The 19,576-nt window shown below is 39.0% G+C and carries 22 protein-coding genes; 11 read left to right on the forward strand and 11 right to left on the reverse strand.

Annotated features, from left to right (window positions below; translation table 11 throughout):
* Positions 1-78 precede the first annotated feature (78 nt).
* Positions 79-933: a hypothetical protein gene (locus tag UNSWCS_RS03065; protein WP_021087277.1), complete on the forward strand. Its 855-nt coding sequence runs from the start codon at positions 79-81 to the stop codon at positions 931-933.
* A complete protein-coding gene (locus UNSWCS_RS03070; protein WP_021087273.1) occupies positions 933-1,487 on the forward strand; it encodes a ribonuclease HII in 555 nt (184 codons plus the stop codon). Before UNSWCS_RS03065 ends, UNSWCS_RS03070 begins: the two co-directional genes overlap by 1 nt.
* Here the strand turns inward: UNSWCS_RS03070 and UNSWCS_RS03075 are convergent.
* From UNSWCS_RS03075 to UNSWCS_RS03100, 6 genes are all read right to left on the reverse strand, one after another.
* A complete protein-coding gene (locus tag UNSWCS_RS03075; RefSeq protein WP_021087243.1) occupies positions 1,479-3,056 on the reverse strand; it encodes a DUF4153 domain-containing protein in 1,578 nt (525 codons plus the stop codon). The two genes, UNSWCS_RS03070 and UNSWCS_RS03075, sit on opposite strands and share 9 nt — an antisense overlap.
* Before the next feature lie 91 nt (positions 3,057-3,147).
* On the reverse strand, positions 3,148-3,705 hold the full coding sequence (frr, locus tag UNSWCS_RS03080; protein ID WP_021087228.1) for a ribosome recycling factor: 558 nt from the start codon (positions 3,703-3,705) through the stop codon (positions 3,148-3,150).
* A complete protein-coding gene (locus tag UNSWCS_RS03085) occupies positions 3,695-4,654 on the reverse strand; it encodes a polysaccharide deacetylase family protein (RefSeq protein ID WP_021087211.1) in 960 nt (319 codons plus the stop codon). The genes frr and UNSWCS_RS03085 overlap by 11 nt, the downstream gene beginning before the upstream one ends.
* A gap of 2 nt (positions 4,655-4,656) precedes the next feature.
* Complete coding sequence (secG, locus tag UNSWCS_RS03090) at positions 4,657-4,986, reverse strand: preprotein translocase subunit SecG (RefSeq protein WP_021087232.1); 330 nt, start codon at positions 4,984-4,986, stop codon at positions 4,657-4,659.
* 62 nt (positions 4,987-5,048) lie between these two features.
* On the reverse strand, positions 5,049-5,432 hold the full coding sequence (locus UNSWCS_RS03095; RefSeq protein WP_021087215.1) for a hypothetical protein: 384 nt from the start codon (positions 5,430-5,432) through the stop codon (positions 5,049-5,051).
* Positions 5,425-6,123 carry a Bax inhibitor-1/YccA family protein gene (locus tag UNSWCS_RS03100; RefSeq protein WP_021087252.1) on the reverse strand — a complete coding sequence of 233 codons (699 nt, stop codon included), beginning with the start codon at positions 6,121-6,123 and terminating at the stop codon, positions 5,425-5,427. The genes UNSWCS_RS03095 and UNSWCS_RS03100 overlap by 8 nt, the downstream gene beginning before the upstream one ends.
* 171 nt (positions 6,124-6,294) lie before the next feature.
* Between UNSWCS_RS03100 and UNSWCS_RS03105 the strand changes: the two genes are divergently transcribed.
* The 5 genes from UNSWCS_RS03105 to UNSWCS_RS03125 are packed head-to-tail and all read left to right on the forward strand — an operon-like array spanning position 6,295 to position 11,130.
* Positions 6,295-6,939, forward strand: coding sequence for a carbonic anhydrase (locus UNSWCS_RS03105; RefSeq protein WP_021086289.1), 645 nt, complete (start codon positions 6,295-6,297; stop codon positions 6,937-6,939).
* Entirely contained in the window at positions 6,932-8,776 is a 1,845-nt protein-coding gene (locus UNSWCS_RS03110) for a mechanosensitive ion channel family protein (RefSeq protein WP_021087217.1), read from the forward strand. Before UNSWCS_RS03105 ends, UNSWCS_RS03110 begins: the two co-directional genes overlap by 8 nt.
* A gap of 10 nt (positions 8,777-8,786) precedes the next feature.
* A complete protein-coding gene (locus UNSWCS_RS12320; protein ID WP_002941615.1) occupies positions 8,787-8,945 on the forward strand; it encodes a hypothetical protein in 159 nt (52 codons plus the stop codon).
* Positions 8,946-8,990: 45 nt separating this feature from the next.
* Positions 8,991-10,088: a GGDEF domain-containing protein gene (locus tag UNSWCS_RS03120; RefSeq protein WP_021087234.1), complete on the forward strand. Its 1,098-nt coding sequence runs from the start codon at positions 8,991-8,993 to the stop codon at positions 10,086-10,088.
* A complete protein-coding gene (locus tag UNSWCS_RS03125) occupies positions 10,075-11,130 on the forward strand; it encodes a GGDEF domain-containing protein (protein ID WP_021087265.1) in 1,056 nt (351 codons plus the stop codon). Before UNSWCS_RS03120 ends, UNSWCS_RS03125 begins: the two co-directional genes overlap by 14 nt.
* A gap of 25 nt (positions 11,131-11,155) precedes the next feature.
* Here the strand turns inward: UNSWCS_RS03125 and UNSWCS_RS03130 are convergent, their stop codons facing one another.
* Genes UNSWCS_RS03130 through UNSWCS_RS03140 form a run of 3 tightly spaced genes read right to left on the reverse strand, consistent with a single transcriptional unit; the run spans position 11,156 to position 13,984 of the window.
* A complete protein-coding gene (locus tag UNSWCS_RS03130; RefSeq protein ID WP_021087220.1) occupies positions 11,156-12,439 on the reverse strand; it encodes a TRAP transporter large permease in 1,284 nt (427 codons plus the stop codon).
* A 10-nt stretch (positions 12,440-12,449) separates the two neighbouring features.
* On the reverse strand, positions 12,450-12,992 hold the full coding sequence (locus UNSWCS_RS03135) for a TRAP transporter small permease (protein WP_021087242.1): 543 nt from the start codon (positions 12,990-12,992) through the stop codon (positions 12,450-12,452).
* Complete coding sequence (locus UNSWCS_RS03140; RefSeq protein ID WP_021087256.1) at positions 12,992-13,984, reverse strand: DctP family TRAP transporter solute-binding subunit; 993 nt, start codon at positions 13,982-13,984, stop codon at positions 12,992-12,994. The genes UNSWCS_RS03135 and UNSWCS_RS03140 overlap by 1 nt, the downstream gene beginning before the upstream one ends.
* A gap of 467 nt (positions 13,985-14,451) precedes the next feature.
* On the opposite strand from UNSWCS_RS03140, the gene sodB reads away from it, so the two are divergent.
* Complete coding sequence (gene sodB / locus UNSWCS_RS03145; protein WP_021087221.1) at positions 14,452-15,069, forward strand: superoxide dismutase [Fe]; 618 nt, start codon at positions 14,452-14,454, stop codon at positions 15,067-15,069.
* Between the two features lie 544 nt (positions 15,070-15,613).
* On the opposite strand, the gene UNSWCS_RS03150 is transcribed toward sodB, so the two are convergent.
* The gene (locus tag UNSWCS_RS03150) at positions 15,614-16,780 is read right to left on the reverse strand and encodes a MalY/PatB family protein (RefSeq protein WP_021087212.1); all 1,167 of its coding nucleotides are present in this window, start codon (positions 16,778-16,780) and stop codon (positions 15,614-15,616) included.
* Between the two features lie 88 nt (positions 16,781-16,868).
* Between UNSWCS_RS03150 and UNSWCS_RS03155 the strand changes: the two genes are divergently transcribed.
* The 3 genes from UNSWCS_RS03155 (at position 16,869) to tpx (ending at position 19,225) form a co-directional block, all read left to right on the forward strand.
* The gene (locus tag UNSWCS_RS03155) at positions 16,869-17,324 is read left to right on the forward strand and encodes a DIP1984 family protein (protein WP_021087274.1); all 456 of its coding nucleotides are present in this window, start codon (positions 16,869-16,871) and stop codon (positions 17,322-17,324) included.
* A 218-nt stretch (positions 17,325-17,542) separates the two neighbouring features.
* Positions 17,543-18,685, forward strand: coding sequence for a trans-sulfuration enzyme family protein (locus UNSWCS_RS03160; RefSeq protein WP_021087247.1), 1,143 nt, complete (start codon positions 17,543-17,545; stop codon positions 18,683-18,685).
* A 9-nt stretch (positions 18,686-18,694) separates the two neighbouring features.
* Positions 18,695-19,225, forward strand: coding sequence for a thiol peroxidase (gene tpx, locus UNSWCS_RS03165; RefSeq protein WP_021087245.1), 531 nt, complete (start codon positions 18,695-18,697; stop codon positions 19,223-19,225).
* Positions 19,226-19,231: 6 nt separating this feature from the next.
* Here tpx and UNSWCS_RS03170 read toward each other — a convergent pair whose 3' ends face one another.
* Positions 19,232-19,453: a hypothetical protein gene (locus UNSWCS_RS03170; protein WP_021087223.1), complete on the reverse strand. Its 222-nt coding sequence runs from the start codon at positions 19,451-19,453 to the stop codon at positions 19,232-19,234.
* Positions 19,454-19,576 lie beyond the last annotated feature (123 nt).

Raw genomic sequence — 19,576 nt, forward strand, 5'->3', positions numbered from 1 at the left:
TTAAACTCTTTGTTTGATTATCATTTTAAAAGTCTAGGGATAAAATAGTTATAATCAAAAAAACTATAAAGGACGGACATGAGAGCATTTTTTGGGATCTTATTTATCGCTGTAAGCCTTTTTGGCTATGAGATAAACCACGAAAACTGGGCTAAATTTTATAAATTTAGTGGCGATGCAAATGGTGTGAAATTTGAAGTTTATATGAACTATTTTAAAGATGAATTTGAAAATTTCAAACAAACCAAGAGCTTTAAGGTCCCGCCTAAGATAAGCGGCCACATCTTTTTTGACGGCACAAAATACGACTATGAAAAGGGCTCTTTTGAGCAAAATGGCAGTGAAATTTCTTCATTAAATGCAGTCTCAGACAAGATAAATTTAGACGTTAAAAACGAAAACGGCGAGCTAAAAGGCAAGATAATCGTCAAAAACAAAGCCTACAACGCCACCGTAAAAGAAGAAAAAGAGTATGAGATCCTAAATATCGGCATCCAAATGACCGAGTCAAACGGCACAAGATACGAAGCGATCACTAACGACATCTTCGCTAAAGACTCCGCCAAAAAATACAAAAACAAGCTTCTTGCAGAGTTTTACGACCTAAAAAGCGAGCGCAAAAAATGGCCAAATAGCCAGTATGAGAGCCTAAAAGAGATCTACTACATCAACGACAAGATCAAGAGCGTTTGCACCTATAAAAATGAAAAAACAAACTGCGAAGTGATCTCACTTGCGACAAACAAAAAGCTAAAGCTAAAGCAAATCTTTAAAGATATAAACGACAGCCACCTAAAAGCGATCCTTGCAACCGCTGGCGTGAGCGATAACTTCGTGCTTTCGCCGCTTGGGCTTACATTTTTAAACGAAGAGCAGATCAGCGTGCCACTTGAGGAGCTAAGACCTTACTTTAGCGATGAAGTCGGGCTGTAATGGCTAAAATTTGTGGTATCGACGAGGCTGGACGTGGGGCGCTGGCTGGACCACTAAGTGTGGCTGCTTGCGTGCTAAATAGCGAAATTTCTGGCCTAAACGACTCCAAAAAACTAACCGCAAAAAGGCGCGAAGAGCTCTTTAAAGAGATCACAAAAAGCTCAAATTTCCTCATCGCCTACTTCTCAAACACCCAGATAGACGAGCTTGGGCTAAGCGAGTGCCTAAGGCGTGCGCTCAAACTTTTCAAGGCGCATTTTGAGGGCTTTGAGATCATTTATGATGGAAATTTAGACTACGGCGTTGGCATCACGACGATGATAAAGGCTGATGGCAAGGTCGCTGGGGTAAGTGCAGCCAGCATCCTAGCAAAAGTAAGCCGTGACCGCTTGATGAACGGCTGGGATAAATTTTACCCAGCATACGGCTTTGCAGGGCACAAAGGATATGGCACAAAGTCACACCTAGAAGCCATAGCTAAATTTGGCTACTCAGACTTTCATAGAAAAAGCTTTGTCATAAAGCCAAAACTAGCTCAAAGCTCGCTATTTTAGCAACGCATCCTCCATATAAAAAAGCACGCTTGCATCATAAAATTTATAAACTCCGTTTTCTTGCATGATTTCCATAGAGCGCAGAACAAAGGCGCGCTTGCCTACTTCAAAGAGCAAAAGCTGCTCTTTTAGCCGCTCAAATACCTCAGCGCCAAAGTCGCCATCTGGCTTTAAATTTAGACTTGCGAGCGCCTTTTCTAGGTGTTTTTGCATATTTATGCTGACGCTTTCATTATCTAGCTGCATAACGAGCTCGTCTCCATTTGTGCTGCTTGTGATGGGCGTTTTGATGGTCGCATCTTTAACGTTTATAGCTATGCCACTAAAATCTATACTAAATATCTGCCAATTTTTCTGTTCAGCTACCTCAAGACCCACTATAAATTTTTTATTTTCTAGTGCAAATTTATCGCCATTTTCTACTAAAAAGTCAAATTTATCTTGCAAAAAGTAGAGCTTCTCTTTGCCTATCTTACTCACGTCGCCACTTAGCAAGCCGCTACTATCAAGTAAATTTAGCGCTCTTAACTCTCTTAGTAAAAGCTCTTTTTGAGAATTTAGCACAAGCTGCTTTGTATCAAGGACAAAATGGGTGAAAAATATGCCAAATATCATGAAAAATGCTAGAAATTTATAAGAGAAATTTCTAAGAAATATCATCACAAAATAGCTCAAATTTGCAAATATCACGCAGGCGATGAGATATATCCTGGGCTCACTTAGGCCGTACTCGCCGACCCTATGCAAAACGCCCCACCAAAGCATTATGCTAGGCAAGATGACAAAAAGTGGCAAGAGCTTAAAAATTTGATCATAAATTTGGCTTTTGATAAGTAAATTTAGCCCTCTTAAAACAAAGCCGGCTATCAAGCAGGCAAGCACGATATAGGCCACTCCGCCTCGTGGCAGCTCAAGCAAAACAAGCCTATAAATGCAGTATAAATTTAAAAGCGCCACATAGATGATAAGCACGGGATTTAGGATGAAATTTATGGCGATCTTGATGAAATTTAAGAGCCTGTACTCGCTAAATTTACTCTCAAAAAAGATAAATAGACAAGGCAGACCAAAAGAGGCCAGTGTCAGATAGAGCCTTTGCGTCCTGTGGCTGGTTAGAAGCTCTAAATCAAAAAGGTAGTTAAGCCCTGCACAAACAGCCACAATGCCAAGAAAAAATAGGTGAAAAAGGGCAAATGAGATGAGTAAATTTAAAAGTCTTGCTAGGCTCCCTCTTATAAATTTCTCATTATCATTGGCAAAATTTAAAGAAAATAAAAGCACAAAAGCCATGATATAAAGTGCCACAAGATCGCTGGCATGACCGCTTAGCTTAAGGCCAAAAAAGTAAAGTGTTGCGCCAAATATCAAAAAATATAAAGGGAGTAAAATTTGCCTTTTATTTAGATAGATAGCGACCAAAAGCAGTGGCTCAAGCAGCCAAAAACCTCTGTAATCCCCAATGATCTGACTTGAACTAAGAAAGATGGTAGGCAGACTAAACGCCAAAATGGTAAGAAACAAAATTTTTTTATCAGCAAATGCAGCTTTTAGCTCGGTGATGATATGCAAGGTCGTCCTTTAAAGGATGAAATTTAGCCACATCGCGTGGCTAAAATGGGGGTTTAGAAATTTGCAAGAGGCGCAAATTTCTAAATGAAATTTATACTTTTAAAAGCTCGGCTTCTTTCTCTTTTACGAGAGTGTCGATCTTTGCGGTGTAGGTGTCAGTTATCTTTTGAACCTCATCTTGTCCCTTTTTGCTCTCGTCTTCAGTTATAGCCTTGTCTTTTTCAAGCTTTTTGACCTCGTCGTTTGCGTCTTTTCTAACGTTTCTTATGCTAACTTTTGCCTTTTCGCCCATAGCTTTTGCGTGTTTTGCGTTTTCTTGGCGTTGCTCGACGGTCATTGGTGGGAAAAATAGCTTAACGCTCTCGCCGTCGCTGTTTGGATTGACGCCGATATTTGCAGCTTGGATGGCTGATGAGATCGCTTTTATCATGCTCTTTTCCCAAGGCGTGATAGCGATAGTCGAAGCGTCGCTTGTAAGCACGGTGGCTACTTGATTAAGCGGAGTTGGCGAGCCGTAATAATCGACCATGACATTATCTAGGATGTTGATATTTACCTTGCCAGTTCTAAGCGTTGTAAAATCGCGTTTTAAAGAAGCGATCGCCTTTTCGCAACCCTCTTTTTGGGTATCGTAAATTTTATTTAGCATTGGTGTCCTTTATTAGAAGTTTTGTGCTTCTGTGATGATCTACTTTTAGCGACATTAACACTTTGCGTTTATCAAGTGGTGGGTTAAATTTACACTCAAAAACGCCATTTGTCATAGGTACTTTTCTAAAGCCGTCAAAGCCAGTCATGAAAAAACTGCCCTCACTTGCGTTAGTGTCGGTCTTGATGATGAGCTTGTCGATAGCGTTATTTTGCGGATAGCCCTCTGGAAATATCCACTGGGCATTTAAAAATTTACTATTAAAAGTTAGCGCTATCTTTGTGCCGTTCATCACTGGCGTTCTGTAAAGATCATAAACGTCGCTTTTATCTGAAACTGCGCCTGAGTTTTGATTTAAAAGTGCTAAAAAGCCAAATTCTTTTGCCAAAGAGACGACCCTGCTATCGATCTCACCGTAAGGCACTGCAAAGTATTTAGGCTTATAACCCATATGCTTTTCAAAGGTCTCAACGCCCTTTTGAAAGTCCTCTCTTAAGGCCTCATCGCTAAGTTTAGTCATCCTTGGATGAGCGTATGAGTGATAGCCGATCTCTCCGTAAGCTTCTAGCTCTTTGATCTGATCAAAGTCTAGATAATCACCATATTTGTTCGCGCTTGCCTCTACATAGACCATCAAAGCAAATGGGTAGTTATACTCTTTAAAAAGCTCAAGAGCGTTATTGTAAAAGCTTTTGTATCCATCATCAACGGTGATAACGATCCAGTTATCAGGGATCGGTTCGCCAGCATTTACCGCATCGACAAGCCTTGATAGCTTGACAACTTCGAAGCCATTATTTTTAAAGTATTCAAACTGCTCTCTTAAATTTTGGATAGAAATATCTGTGCTAACGTGTCTTGGATCGTCAAAGCGGTGATAAACTAAGATGTGAGCGTCTGCCAAAGCAAACGTTAGCGTCAAAAGTGACGCTAAAAACGTTTTTATCATTGTTATTTTACTGGATTTTGTGGTGCGCTAGGAGCTGCTGGCACGTCGTTTGATTTTGGTATGACTAGAGATTTGCTATCGACACTATCAACGATAGAGCGTTTTAGATCTTTGTTGTAAAAATATCCGAGTGCAAGTGTGTTTAGGATAAACAAAACGCCTACCACAAAGGTAAATTTAGCTAAAAACCCAGCTGGTCCTTTTGCTCCAAAAAGGCTCTCGTTGCTTCCACTGTATGCTCCAAGACCGATAGATGAGCTCTTTTGGAGTAAAACTGCGATCGTGATAACGACAGCTAGAACAAATTGCAAGATTAAAAATATTAAACTCACGAAATTTCCTTTAAATTTTTTAAATAGTTTGCGATTATACAAGAAAAGATTTAAATTTTTAGTTAAAGTTCTTTTTCAAGCTCATAAAGCTCGTATCTTATGCTTTTAAAAAGCTCGGCTTGCTCTAAATTTACAAGCTTAAAGCACTCTTCAAGCACGCGAGCGCTCTCCTGGGCACGCTTGAAATTTGCAGTGATAATCTCGTCTAAATTTGACCTTGTCTGCTCGCTTTTTGTGCTGGTTTTAAGGACGTCGTTTTGAGAATTTCTAAATTTTAAAAATTCTTTTTGTGGGATCTTTGCCTTGTGGCGGAGAGATTTTATCTTATAGGCGAGCTTAGCGTCGTCAAAGACATATCTTTTTATATCTTCAACGACGCGAAGCCCTTCTTTTAGCCTATTTAAATTCGCATCTATCACTCGGTAGATGCGCTCATCATTAGTCATTTCTATTAAAAATGCCTAAAATTTGTAGTAATGATGTAAATAAATTTACAAAATCAAGATACAAAGCAACTGCACCCTCAACTGGTGTCTCGTAGTTGCCACGGATGATATTTTGTGTATCAAAAAGTATGTAAGCACTAAATAAGATCGATGAAATACTTGCGATTACAAGTTGAAACATCGTGCTTTTAACGAAAATGTTGATGATCGCTGCCACAACGATAACTATCAAAGTTATAAATAGCATCTTGCCCATCGTTGTGAAGTCGCGTTTTGTATTCATCGCAAAGACGCTTAGAGCACCAAATGCAACTGTTGTCAAGCCAAATGCTTGAGCCACGATGCTAGCACCACTTGGCATAGCGAGGATCGCTGAAAGTAGCGGAGTTAGCGTAAGACCGCTTACAAATGTAAATGCAAAAAGAAGTATTAAATTTAATCCCTCTTTGCGTTTAGCCGCCATTAGTCCAAAAAGTAGAACAAACTCAAGTATCACAAGTCCCCAAAACAAAAATCTATTTGCCGCAAAAACACTAGCGATGCTAATGCCTACATAAGCGCCAGCAGTAGCTGAAAGTAGTGATGCTGCAAAAAGTTGATAAGTCTGTTTTATAAAAGTGCTTAGTGAGCTTTGAGAATACGCAAGCTCCTCTTGATTTTGCTTAGCGTAGTTTCTATCATACAAACTCATTTTTTCTCCTTATGAATTTTTGCGGTGAGTTTAGCCTAAAATAATTAAACAATATATAAAAAGAAGTTTAATAAAAAATATTAGTTTAAAGTCCATTTTAGAGGGCATTTTTTTGATTAAATAAAAGTTGCTATAATCGCGATAAAAATATAAAAAATGGAGATAAATTTTATGGATGATTCAATACTTGAAGGTGCAGTAAAATTTATGGAAGATGGCTTTTTAGAGCATGAAGAGCTCTTTAAAAGTCTGCAACACAAGCAAGATCCGCACACGCTTTTCATATCATGCGTGGATTCAAGGGTCGTGCCGAATTTGATAACAAACTGCCTGCCAGGCGAGCTTTTTATGGTGCGTAATATCGCAAACATCGTGCCACCTTATAGGGTGAGCGAAGAGTTTTTGGCGACCACTTCGGCGATCGAATATGCGCTTGAAGTTTTAAACATAAAAAACATCATCATCTGCGGGCACTCTGACTGTGGTGGATGCGCGGCACTTTATGTTGATGAAAAGAAGCTAAAAAACACTCCAAACGTTAGAAACTGGATCAGGCTAATAGAGCCTATCAAGCGAGAAGTGCTTAAATTTACAAGCGATGATCCAGCCAAAATGGCATGGCTAACCGAGAGGCTAAACGTGATAAATTCGATCGAAAACATAATGACTTATCCAAATGTAAAAGAGGAGTATGAAAGTGGTAAGCTTCAAATTTATGGCTGGCACTACATCATAGAAACTGGCGAAATTTTTAGCTACGATTTAAAAGAGGGCACGTTTAAACTTCTAGCGGACAAAAGAGGCGAAAATGCGTAAATTTCTAGCCATTATCCTGCTTTGCTTTACCTTTGCTTTTGCGGCTGAGAGCAACAAAACTCAAGAAGAAGACATAATAAGCATAACAAATCAAATCCAAACCATAAACAGCCAGATAAAAATTTTAAAAGCACAGCAAAAAGATACGAATAACTCAAAGGCTGACAACTCAAATTTAGCTAGCCTCCACAAAAAAAAGAGCGATCTTTTAGAAAAGATACCAAACTATATCATGCAGATCGAATTAACCCAAAGCGATATAAATAAATTTAATCTGCAAAAAGAGGCGCTAGAAAAAAAGGTCGCAAGACTTGAGAAGCAGTCAAACAAAGATGCCTACATCCAAAGTGCTATCGAGCTTGAGAAGATGAAGGTTGATTCTGCTTATTACTCAGCGCTTGTCAGCCTTGAAGAGATCTTTAAAAAGGGTGCTAAGGCAAATTCTATAAAAGAAGTGATAGATAATGGACTTTTAAATTTACAGACAAATTCTTATGTGAGTATAAAAGATCTAAAAGACTCACTAAATGACACTTCAGGCTCTTATGACAGCGCCTTTTTTGACCTTGAGCTAAAAAAAGAGAGTGAAGAAGAAATTTTAACCTATCTTAAAAATAACGCCGATCTTCTAAGCTCAAGCATGCTCTTGTCTGAGCTAAATTTAGTCGATGCAGTCGAATACATAAACAAAACAACTGACATAAATTCAAGTAAATTTAACATCGGCAAGATCGTTGTTATCGTTGCGATATTTTTATTTTTCGTCTCGCTAACTAGAATTCTAGCCAAACTAACCTACTGGCTAATGTCACTCGTCGCTTCAGGCGAAGGGGTAAAAGAGGCTAAAAATCAGATCGTTGATATCGTGAAAAAGCCGATCTCAGCACTTCTTATCATCTATGCGCTAAATATCTGTATCGGCGTTGGATTTTACCCAGTGCCAGTACCTCTAACGGTAGCAAATATCTTTTCTATCATATATATAGTCGCATTTTCATGGCTTGTCCTCACCATACTAAATGGCTATGGCATCGCTATACTCGACAAGATCGCGCAAAAAAGCAAGCGTAAAGAGGTGATAAACCTAGCGCTAAAAGTGATCTACGTGATCGTGCTGATCATCACACTTTTACTGATCCTTCAAAAGCTTGGCTTTGATATCTCAGCACTCATCGCCTCACTTGGTATCGGTGGTCTTGCTGTTGCCTTCGCTGCTAAAGACATCATCGCAAACTTCTTTGCCTCTGTTATGATGCTCTTTGACAACTCATTTTCACAAGGCGACTGGATAGTTTGTGGCGACATCGAGGGCACGGTCGTTGAGATAGGTTTTAGAAAAACAACAGTTAGAAGCTTTGATAACGCCCTTATCTTCGTGCCAAACTCAAAGCTAGCGAGCGATCCTGTTAGAAACTGGAGCAGAAGAAAGGTCGGCAGACGCATAAGAATGGTTATTGGCATCGAGTATGGACCAACTACAGAAGAGATCAAAAAATGTGTAAATGACATCAAAAATATGCTGATAAATCACCCAGATATCGCTAAAAGCGAAGATATCGCGGCTAATAAAAGAGGTCTAAAATATAGACAAAACATAGTTTCAGTTGATGACTACGCTGGATATAAGTCAAATTTATTTGTCGTGGTTGATGACTTTGCTGATAGCTCGATAAATATCCTAGTTTATTGTTTTGCAAAAACTATCGTTTGGGGAGAGTTTTTAGATGTAAAACAAGATGTAATGCTAAAAATTATGGATATTTTAAAGCAAAATGGTCTAAATTTTGCATTCCCAAGCCAAAGCTTGTATATAGAAAATATCAAAGATAAAATTTAAGGAGAGAAAAATGAGTGATGATTTTGACTACGAAGAGGTAGAAGAAGACTACTCTGAATTTAACGATGAAGACGAGGATAGTAGCGATAGCTATGACTATAACTACGACGAAAATGACTACAACTATGAAGATAGCGATGAGGATGAGGATAGTTACGACTCGTATTAAAATGGTCTAATTAAATTTAATGGATGAAATTAACGGAGAGAATGCTTGGTACAGGAATTTATAGAGCAAGATAGCTATAAGGCTATCGATGACATTTACAAAACGATATTAAACGTAGCGATATTAAGTAACTTGCTTGCTATTTTAGTATTTGGTTTTTTTAGTGAAAACCTATTGATTGTTTTTATATGCCTCTTGTTTTTTTGCATAAATATACCACTAAGGCTAAAATTTGACGTTAAAAAAAGATATCTAATATCCGCACTTTTTCATATAAATACAACTGCTGTTGTTATTGCTGGCGTTATTAATATAGGCTGGAACTGTAACATTTGGATAATACTAATTGGAGATATTTTTATAAGCTACTTTTTAGCTTTTAATAAAAGGATAGCTACCTATTTAGTTAGCATCTTTGAAATTTTAGTGCTTTTATGGCTTTATTTTTCATATAAAGATTCTTTAGGAGCAGCTTCCAAACAACTTCAACACTTTATCACCTGTTGCAGTGTTGCATTTACTTTTTTTCTTGTTTTTAGGCTATCTGGTTTTGCTGATGTGATCACATCTAATGGCTATAAGCAGATCAGCGAAGAGAAAGATGAGATAGAGAGGGTTGCCAAATATGACTTTTTAACTGGTCTTTTTAATAGACGCTCAATAGAACATACACTAAAAAATAAGATTATAGAGCTTCGAGAAAATAGTAGTGATACGAATTTAGTCGTTATGCTAGGAGATATAGATAACTTCAAAAAGATAAACGATACCTACGGACACGACTGGGGTGACAAGGTTTTAAAAGAGATAGCGCTGTCTTTAAAAGATACATTTAGAGAAAATGATGTCATTTGTAGGTGGGGTGGAGAGGAATTTCTAGTTATCTTGCCCGATGTTAAAACTGAAGACGTAAAAAAAGTAGAAACTAGACTTGGCACAAGGATATCACAAGTAAAGCTACCAGATAAAAGTGCGGTGACTATGACCTTTGGTTTAGTTCTTTGCGCAAGTGGTATAACTATAGATATGGATACGGTGATAAATATAGCCGATAAAAAGCTATATGAGGGTAAGAAAAACGGCAAAGATCGTATAGAATATGCCATATTAAAAAAAGGACATTTAGACTATGGCAATACCTAAACTTTCGCTTTATATATCACTAAAGATCATTATTTTTTCGGTTTTTTTAATACACATTTTTTATATAATTGGATTTTGTATCATAGGCGAAGAAATTTTGGCTGTGGCAAACATCCTTTCTGTTAGCATATATCTTTTTGCACTAAAGATACTCTTTGATAGCGAAGAGAACAACAAGATCGTGATGCTCATCTTGCAAGTAGAAATTTTACTCCATGCCTCACTTTGCGTCTTTATCCTTGGTCTAGGCTGGGGCTTTGAAATTTTATTTTTAACATCGACAATTAGCCTCTTTTTCTTATCAGTTAGCTTTAAAATGTTAAGCAGAATTATCTCTTTGCTAGATATCGCGGCATTTTTGCTTTTTTATCTAGTGATAGATATACCAGTAAAAGATGATACTTTATATAAAGAGATATTTTTTGTATTTAACCTAACCGCATCTTGCGTGTTTGCTGTTCTAACATCATTTTTGCTAGAGAGCTCAAATTTATTTATATTCTTAGGCATCTTAGAAGAGAAAGAGTCTGCTAAAGCTGTCTTTAACCACGACCCACTAACCGGGCTTTTAAACCGCGCCTCGATGCAACAAATTTTTAGACAAAAGAATTTATTTGACGGCAATGACTTTGCTATCGTGATGTGCGACATCGATAACTTTAAAAAGATAAACGACACCTACGGACACGGAGCAGGCGATGAAGTGCTAAAGAGCCTTTCTAAAATTTTCAAAAATGCTTTTAGAAATGAAGATAGGGTTGCAAGATTTGGTGGCGAGGAATTTCTAGCTGTTATCTTTGATGTTAAAAAGGCAAAAGCAGTTAGCATCTTAGAGCGTATCAGAGAGACGCTTAATCAAAATGTCGTTGAATTTGAAAACCATAGGATAATAGCTACTATGACCTTTGGTGTCGTGGCACATAGTGGTAACACTGAGGTAAATATCGAGCGTATGATCAAGCAAGCTGACGAGCTACTTTATGTCGGTAAGCGAAATGGTAAAAATATCGTTATGAGTGCGGATTACGATCCAAAAGGATAAATTTAGAGGCCTAGGCCTCTAAATTTTAATGTCCATACATTATGTTTGGTAGCCAAAGCGAAATTTGTGGTATATAAGTAACCAAGATAAGGCCAAAGAACAAGGTTAGCGTCCATGGCAAGCACGCCATGATGACCTCTTTTAAGTTCATATTTGTAAGACCGCTTGCGACAAATAAATTTAGTCCAACAGGCGGAGTCACCATACCTATCTCCATATTTACAACCAAGATGATACCAAAGTGAATAGGATCAACGCCAAGCTGCGTAGCTATCGGAAGCAAGAGCGGGACCATGATCATGATAACACTTGAAGGCTCCATAAACTGACCCATGATAAAGAGCAAGATATTTACAAATATCAAAAATCCTATCATGCCGATATTTGCGTCAAGTATCATCGATGCGATCGCTTGCGGGATCTGCTCGCTAGTTAGCAAATATGCAAAAACAACGGCGTTTGCGATGATGAAAAATATCATAGCTGTTGTAAGGGCTGAGTCTAGGCAGATATCCCAAAGATCTTTTATCTTTATATCTCTATAGATAAAAAGCGAGATAAACAGCGCATAGACCGCACTTGCTGCAGCAGCTTCAGTCGGAGTGAATATACCTCCATAAATTCCGCCAATAACCACAACGACGATCAAAAGAGCCCAAAATGCTTTTGCAAATTTTTGCACTCTTACTTTAAGTGGCTCAGCCTTAGTCGCTTTAAATCCAAGCTTTTTTGCGCCGACGTAAGTTTGCACAAGCATCATGCCACCAAGCATAAGACCTGGCACAACGCCTGCCATAAAGAGCTTGCCGATACTAACCTCTGCCGTTACACCATAAACTATCATAACAACTGAAGGCGGGATCAAAATGCCAAGCGAACCAGCCGTAGTTATGCCGCCCACTGCGTACTCTTTTGGATAGCCGGCCTCTTTTATCGCTGCAAACATAATCGAGCCAATAGCCACAACCGTCGCAGGTGAGCTTCCAGAAACTGCTGCAAAGATGATGCAGGCAAATATCGCACTCATAGGAAGACCGCCTGGCAAGTGCCCGACCATAGACTTTGCAAAGTCGATGATACGTCTTGCTGAGCCGCCTTTACTTAGTAAATTTCCAGCCAAGATAAACATCGGGATCGCCATTAGCGAAAATTTATTGATACCATCAAAAATTAGCTGCGGGATCGTAGCGATGTCGATATCTGTAAAAAATATCATCGTTAAAACGGTACTTGTGCCTAGCGAAACTGCCACTGGCACGCCTATTAGCATCAGTGTAAAAAGTAGGATAAATAAAAATGCTATTGTCATCTTTTTCTCCTTAGTCTTTGACTACGCTACCATGAGCTAGCTCGTGCGCTTCGTTGCTTACGACCTTTGCTGCAGGAGTTAGAGCTACTTTGATAGCTTTTTCAGCCGAGCGGTAGCTAGCTGTGACGAAGGCTATTGGAAGTACTAGCATAGGGACCCATTGAGGTATGCCAAGGTCTATGATCATCTGCTCGATCTCGTGTAAAATTTTAAGATAATCAACCGAATAAACCGCGATAAATATCAAAAAGGCAGTTGTTAAGATGTGCGAAAAGAGCAGGCATGCTTTCGCGAGCGCTGGTGGAAATTTCTCCACCAAGATAGTTACGCTTACGTGGATGCCCTTGTTAAAGCCGTATGCTGCGGCAAAAAAAGCCGACCATATAAATAGGTAGTTTGATAGCTCGCTCGCCCACGACCAGCTTTTATCAAAAAAGTATCTAGCCACGACGTTGGCAAAGGCTAGTAGCGTTCCACTAGCTAGCCCTAAAACGGCGATAGTTTTATTAAGCGAGACTATCAATATATCAAGAGCGTTAATGAAATTCTTCATTATTTTGTCTCGATTGTCTTTTCTATAAGCTCTTTGCCGATGACATCGTAAAATTTAGGATAGATAGCCTGCATAACTTTTTGCCATTCAGCTTTTTGTGCGTCGTCGATCTTGAAAATTTCTAGCTTTTTAGTCTCTGCTATATATTTTTCAAGCTGAGCTATGACGTGAGCGTCCTCTTTAGCTGTCTCTTCTCTCTCGTAAGCTGTAGCCTCGCTTAGAGCTTGTTTTACATTTGCCTTTAGATCATCTGGTAACTTGCTCCAAAATTTATCACTCATAACGACTAGATAGCCCAAGTATCCGTGGTGAGAGAGCGTAAGAGAGCTTTGAACCTCGTGAAATTTAGAGTTATAGAAATTTGATAGTGGGTTTTCAGTAGCATCAACTACGCCTTGTTGAAGCGCAGAATAAACCTCTGAAAATGGCAGAACTTGTGGGTTACCACCGATCGCTTTGATCTGCTCTTCAAGCACTTTTGAGCTTTGGATTCTAAATTTTTGTCCTTTTGCATCTTCTGGCACAAGGATCGGTTTTTTGCTTGAGCTAAAGTGCTTAAATCCAGCATCCCAGTAATCAAGCGCCACAAAGCCCTTCTTAGTAACAAGGCCTTTTAGCTCCTCGCCAACTGCGCCATCTTGAACCTTGTGAAGGTGGTCTGCATCTTTAAAGATGAAAGGCAGGTCAAATAGCTGAAACTGCGGCACGATAGGTGTAAATTTAGAAAAACTAGGAGCTGCCATTTGAACGTTACCAAGTTTTAACGCACCAAAAACTCTATCATCATCAAGTAGCTGCGCTGATGGGAAGACTTGAACTTTTATCTTGCCGCCACTTAGCTCCTCAGCACGCTTTGCAAAAAAGTCAGCTGCCTTGCCCTTTGGCGTAGAAGCTGCGACAACGTGAGCAAATTTGATCGTATAGACCTTATCCGCACCAAATGCTAAGCCACTGATGGCACATGTAAAAAGTAAAGCTTGTAAGAATTTCATCTTTCATCCTTTGTAATAGTTTTGATAGGTGCATTATAAATTTCAAAAATAAAAATTTAGAAATTTTGTTTCATAAATTCACATATCTTTATTTTTATATGTGTATTTTTGTAACATTTTTGATCTAAAATGGATAGTTTTTGCTTTGTAAATTTAACGTAAAAATTTATTTATCATTTTTATAGAGCATATTTGTTACTTTTCTACACATATTTTTATATTATTTTTTACATTTAGAGAAATTTAAATTTACTTTTCTCTCTTTTACAAAGCCAAATTTGCTCTTTTAGGATATAAATTTCACTCTTTTAACCACAAATTTATAAAGAAAATTTGCTTATCTTTTATAAATGAAAAAATTAGCTTTTATAAAAGCCCTATTTTTGGCATAAATTTTAAAAGATTTTGTTTGTTAATCTTTTGTGGCTATAATACGAGATAACAAATTTTATTATTAAGGAATTATTATGTTTGAACTAAGAAAACTTCCGTTTGACGCAAATGCCAATGCAGTAGTAAGTGCTAAGACCTGTGAATACCACTACGGCAAGCACCACGCGACCTATGTTGCAAATTTAAACAATCTCATAAAAGATACAAAATTTGCTGACGCATCATTTTACGAAATCCTAAAAAATAGCGAAGGCGGCCTATACAACAACGTCGCTCAAGTTTATAACCACGACTTTTACTGGGACTGCATCGCTAAAAAAAGCGAGATGTCAAGCGAGCTAAAAGCTGCGATCGAGGCAAATTTTGCAAACTTTAAAGAGGAGTTTTTAAAGGCAGCTACAACGCTTTTTGGCTCAGGCTGGGCGTGGCTTGTATTTGATCCAAGCAGCAAAAAGCTAGAGATCGTGCAAACTAGCAACGCAAAAACTCCAGTGAGCGATGGCAAAGTGCCACTTTTAGTCGTTGATGTTTGGGAACACGCTTACTACATTGACAACTTCAACGCACGCCCAAAATATCTAGAGACTTTTTATGAGAACATAAACTGGGAATTCGTAAGCCAAGCTTACGAGTGGGCGCTAAAAGAGGGTCTTGGCTCAGTTGAGTTTTACACAAAAGAACTTCATAAATAATATTTGGCGGGACTTTCCCGCCTTTAAATTTCTGCTTTTATTCAAATTTAACTATCAAATTTATCATTTTAAAAGAGCGCAAATGCTTATTTTGACAAATAATCTTTTTATAAATTTACAACCAGTAAATTTATCAGCAAAATCACTTTTTGAAAGATAATGCGATTTTAAAAGGCTCAAATTCTCGTTTTGACAAAATGACTTCTTTTAAATTTAACACTAGCGCGAGATATCTCGCTTTCAAATTTCTATTTTTCAAATTTGAGTTGCTAAATTTAGTAAGCAATAGGCGTGATAGTTATAGCTTTGAAATGACATAAAAACGCTTGCTTTAGTGGTCTAATCTATTTTGGTGCAGTGGCTTTCGCTTTAAATTTAGCGCTATAAAACGAAACCAAAAACTATCTCGCCTTTAAATTTATCAGTAAAACTTACTTTGATATTTAAAAAATGGCAGGGGCAGTATTTGTTACTTCAAAATGCCCTGGTAGCTATTTTGTATCAAGCAAAGGCGGCTTAAATTTCAAAGCCACCCAGCCAAAATTTATCTTTTTGAAGTGTATAAATTTATCCCATTTTGCAAGCGTTTTAGCCCTTCAAGCACCCTCTCACGCTGCGTTGCGATATTCATACGAAGGAAAAATCTATCTCCTCTGTAAGCATTGCCGTCATTTAGCCAAAGTCCAGCTTTATCACGCAAGAAATTCATAAACTCACTCGAATCCTCACAAAACGCACTGCAGTCAAGCCACAAAAGATAGGTCGCGCTCGATGGCAAGAGCTTCACTGGTAAGCCTTGTTCTTTTATAAAATTTGCAACGACCTTTTTGTTTTCAAAAAGATACTCTCTAAGCTCATCAAGCCACGCCTCGCCCTCGTTAAAAGCGGCGATTGCGGCGATGATCGCAAAAGCATTTGCCTCGCCAACCTCATCGTAGTTGATAGCAGCATTTAGTCTTGATCTGATCTTTTCATTTGGCGTGACGACGGCTGAGCTTTGAAGGCCAGCTATGTTAAAGGCCTTTGTTGGCGAGATGCACGTGATGGAGTTGTTTTTGCACTCCTCGCTCACGCTGATAAATGGCACGTAGCTTAGACCTGGATCAGTTATGTCGCAGTGAATTTCGTCGCTAATAACCAAAACATCGTGCTTGTAGCAAAGCTCACCTATCTTTTTAAGCGTCTCTTTGTCCCAAATTTTGCCTATTGGATTGTGTGGGTTGCAAAGAAGCATCATTGTGGTTAGCGGCTGGGCTAGCTTCGCCTCGAGGTCGTCAAAGTCGATCTCGTAAGAGCCATTTTTATAGACAAGGTCGTTTGATAAAATTTCACGTCCATTGTTTTTTATGCAGTTAAAAAAGACGTGATAGACAGGCGCTTGCACTAAGATTTGATCTCCTGGACTGCTAAATCTCCTAATAGCAGTCGAGATGGCCGGTATGACGCCAGTGCAAAAGCACATCCATTCGTTCTCTAAGCTCACGTTGTGACGTCTTTGCCACCAGCTCTTTATCGCCTCGTTCCACTCTTTTGGGATGAACGAGTAGCCAAAGACACCATTATCAAGGCGCTTTTGCAAGACGCTTAAGATCTCAGGTGCAGCCTTAAAGTCCATATCTGCAACCCACATCGGTAAAACATCGCTCTTCATACGCCATTTTGATGAGTTTGTGCCTTCTCTGCCTACTAATGTGTCAAAATCGTACTTCATAGCTTTTCCTTAAATAAAATTTTAAATCAATTATAACCCAAAAGATACTAAGATGATTTAAAAATTTAATACCAAAAAAGGAAAAATGATGAAACTAGCTCAGGCCCTCATCCTAAGATCTGACACGCAAAAGCGCATCGAACAGCTAAAAGTTAGATTGCTTTGCAACGCAAAAACGCAGGAGAATGAAAGTCCAAGCGAAGATCCAAAGCTGCTTTTAAAAGAGCTTGACAAGCTAACAAGCGAGCTTTTTACGCTCATTTGCTCTATAAATTTAACAAACTCGAGCGCAAAATTTGATGGCATGAGCCTCACTGAGATGATCGCTAAAAAGGACGCTTTGGTGCTAAAAGCAAACGTGCTTAGAGAGTTTGCCACGAGCGCTAGTCAAAAGGTCGATCTTTACTCAAACAGCGAGATCAAAATTTTAAGCACAGTCGATGTGGCTGCACTTCAAAAGCAAGTAGATGCACTTTCAAAAGAGATCAGAGAGCTTGAGATGAAGCTTCAGGAGGCAAACTGGGTGGTTGATCTAGTAGAGTAAAATTTATGGTAAAAATTTAGCCAAAAGCGAGTAAAAAACCATTTATTGGCGGCTTGCGAAGACCAGGCAAAAGCTTAAATTTAGTCTTAGCAATCTTACAAATGTAAATTTAAAAAGCACTTTTACTACCACTTACTGGTTTGGCTATATTTTGGGTGGGTTTGGGGAAAATTAATCTTTATCATGTAAAATTTCGTAAATTTTTAAAAAGGAAATTTATGAAACTAGACACTCTCATTGTAAAAGGCATCGAAGCTAAAAACAATCCAAACAAAGCGGTCGTTCCGCCAGTATTTTTAGCTAGCACCTTCGTGCAAGATGACCTTGAAAATTTTCAAGAATTTGCCTACTCACGCGGCAACAACCCTACAAAAAAAGCATTTGATGACATCTTTGCTAAAGTTGAAGGCAGCAAATACGCATTTAGCTTTGGCTCAGGCATGGCAGCAACAGCAGCTGCACTTAGCCTTATAAAAACAGGGCAAAAGGTCCTACTAAATAGCAACGTCTATGGCGGCACATATAGATATGTCACGACAGTTTTTGAAAGTCACGGCATAAAGAGTGAATTTATAGATGATCTAAATTTTTTAAGCGAAGATGACATAAGTGAGGATGTGGCAGCCATCTTCATCGAAACTCCCTCAAATCCCCTCCTAAGAGTGACTGATATCGCTAGAATTTCAAAGATCGCTCACAAAAAGGGTGCTCTAGTCATCGTGGATAACACATTTTTGACGCCTTATTATCAAAAAGTGCTTGAGCACGGAGCTGACATCGTGGTATATAGCGCCACAAAATATATCGGCGGACATGCTGACGTGATCGCTGGTATCGTCACGCTAAACGATGATGCTTTGGCTGAAAAGATAAAATTTGCCAAAAACACACTTGGTGGCATCATCAGTCCGATGGACGCATACTACCTAATACGTGGGCTTAAAACACTTAGCGTTAGGTTTGACAGACAAATGCAAAATACCCATAAAATCATCAAATTTTTAGAGGATAGTGACGCCGTTAGCGTGGTGCATTTCCCTGGCTCATACAGCGAGCAAGAGGCCAAGATGCAAACGGCTCAAGCAAGCGATATCGGCGCTCTTATCTCATTTGAGCTTGATGAAAAATATGATGTAAATAAATTTGTAAAAGCGCTAGAAATTTTTGATCTAGCAGTGAGCCTTGGTGGCGTAGAGAGCCTTATCTGCAGGCCTGCTACGATGACGCACGAGGCATATCCAAAAGAGTTGCTAGACAAGATCGGCATAAAGCAAAATTTGCTTCGCCTAGCCATCGGCATCGAAAACGTCGATGATCTAATAGCCGACCTTGATCAAGCATTTAAAAAAGCTAAAAAATAAGGAGAAATCATGGCAACTACAAAATTTAAAGGTAGTGACGTAAATTTAAGCGGAAATGAGCTATTTGTCGGCTCTTATGCGCCTGAAGCCAGAGTCGTAGCGCAAGATCTTAGCGAATTTAGCGTGGGCGGAAATAACGGCATAGAGGTGCTTGTCTGCTTACCATCACTTGATACTGGCGTTTGTGCGGCAGAAGCACGTAAATTTAACGAAAAAGTGGCTGGAAAACACGGCGTAAAACTTAGCATCATCTCAAATGACCTGCCATTTGCTATGGGGAGATTTTGCACGACTGAGGGCATAGCAAATGTGCGTGTGGGAAGCGACTTTAGATACGGCGAATTTGCCCAAAACTACGGCATGCTGATGAGTGATGGGGCGCTAAAAGGCTTGCTCGCAAGAGCGGTCTTTGTCATCAAAGATGGCGTCATCATCCACAAACAAATCGTCCCTGAAGTGACCCAGGAGCCAAACTACGACGCAGTTTTTGACGCGATAAAACAAAGCGGCGGATGTGGTTGTGGCTGCGGCTGCCATTAAAATTTACTATGCAAATAGCCCAGCTATGATGGCAAAGAGCTGACTGCCCGTCACCACTAGCTCACCAACCTCTTTTACACCCCTTAAAACTGGCCTTATAGAGGCTAGTTTTAGGCTTGATTTTTCTTTTATTTGTTCGCTTTTCGGCGGCAAGTCTTGCGTGATGCTTGCGTATTTTTTGATGATCTCTATCACCTGTTTTATCTCATCTGGCAAATTTTCATCCAAATTTTTAGGCAGCGAGATGTATAAATTTTCACGGCTTCTTGTGAGGGGGTATAGAAAATGAGAGTGAGAAATTTTAGCGGAAGATTTTTGAAAGCACGTAAAATAGGCACTTTAAAAAGCTTC

This window comes from Campylobacter concisus UNSWCS (assembly GCF_000466685.1).
Classification (GTDB): Bacteria; Campylobacterota; Campylobacteria; order Campylobacterales; family Campylobacteraceae; genus Campylobacter_A; species Campylobacter_A concisus_A.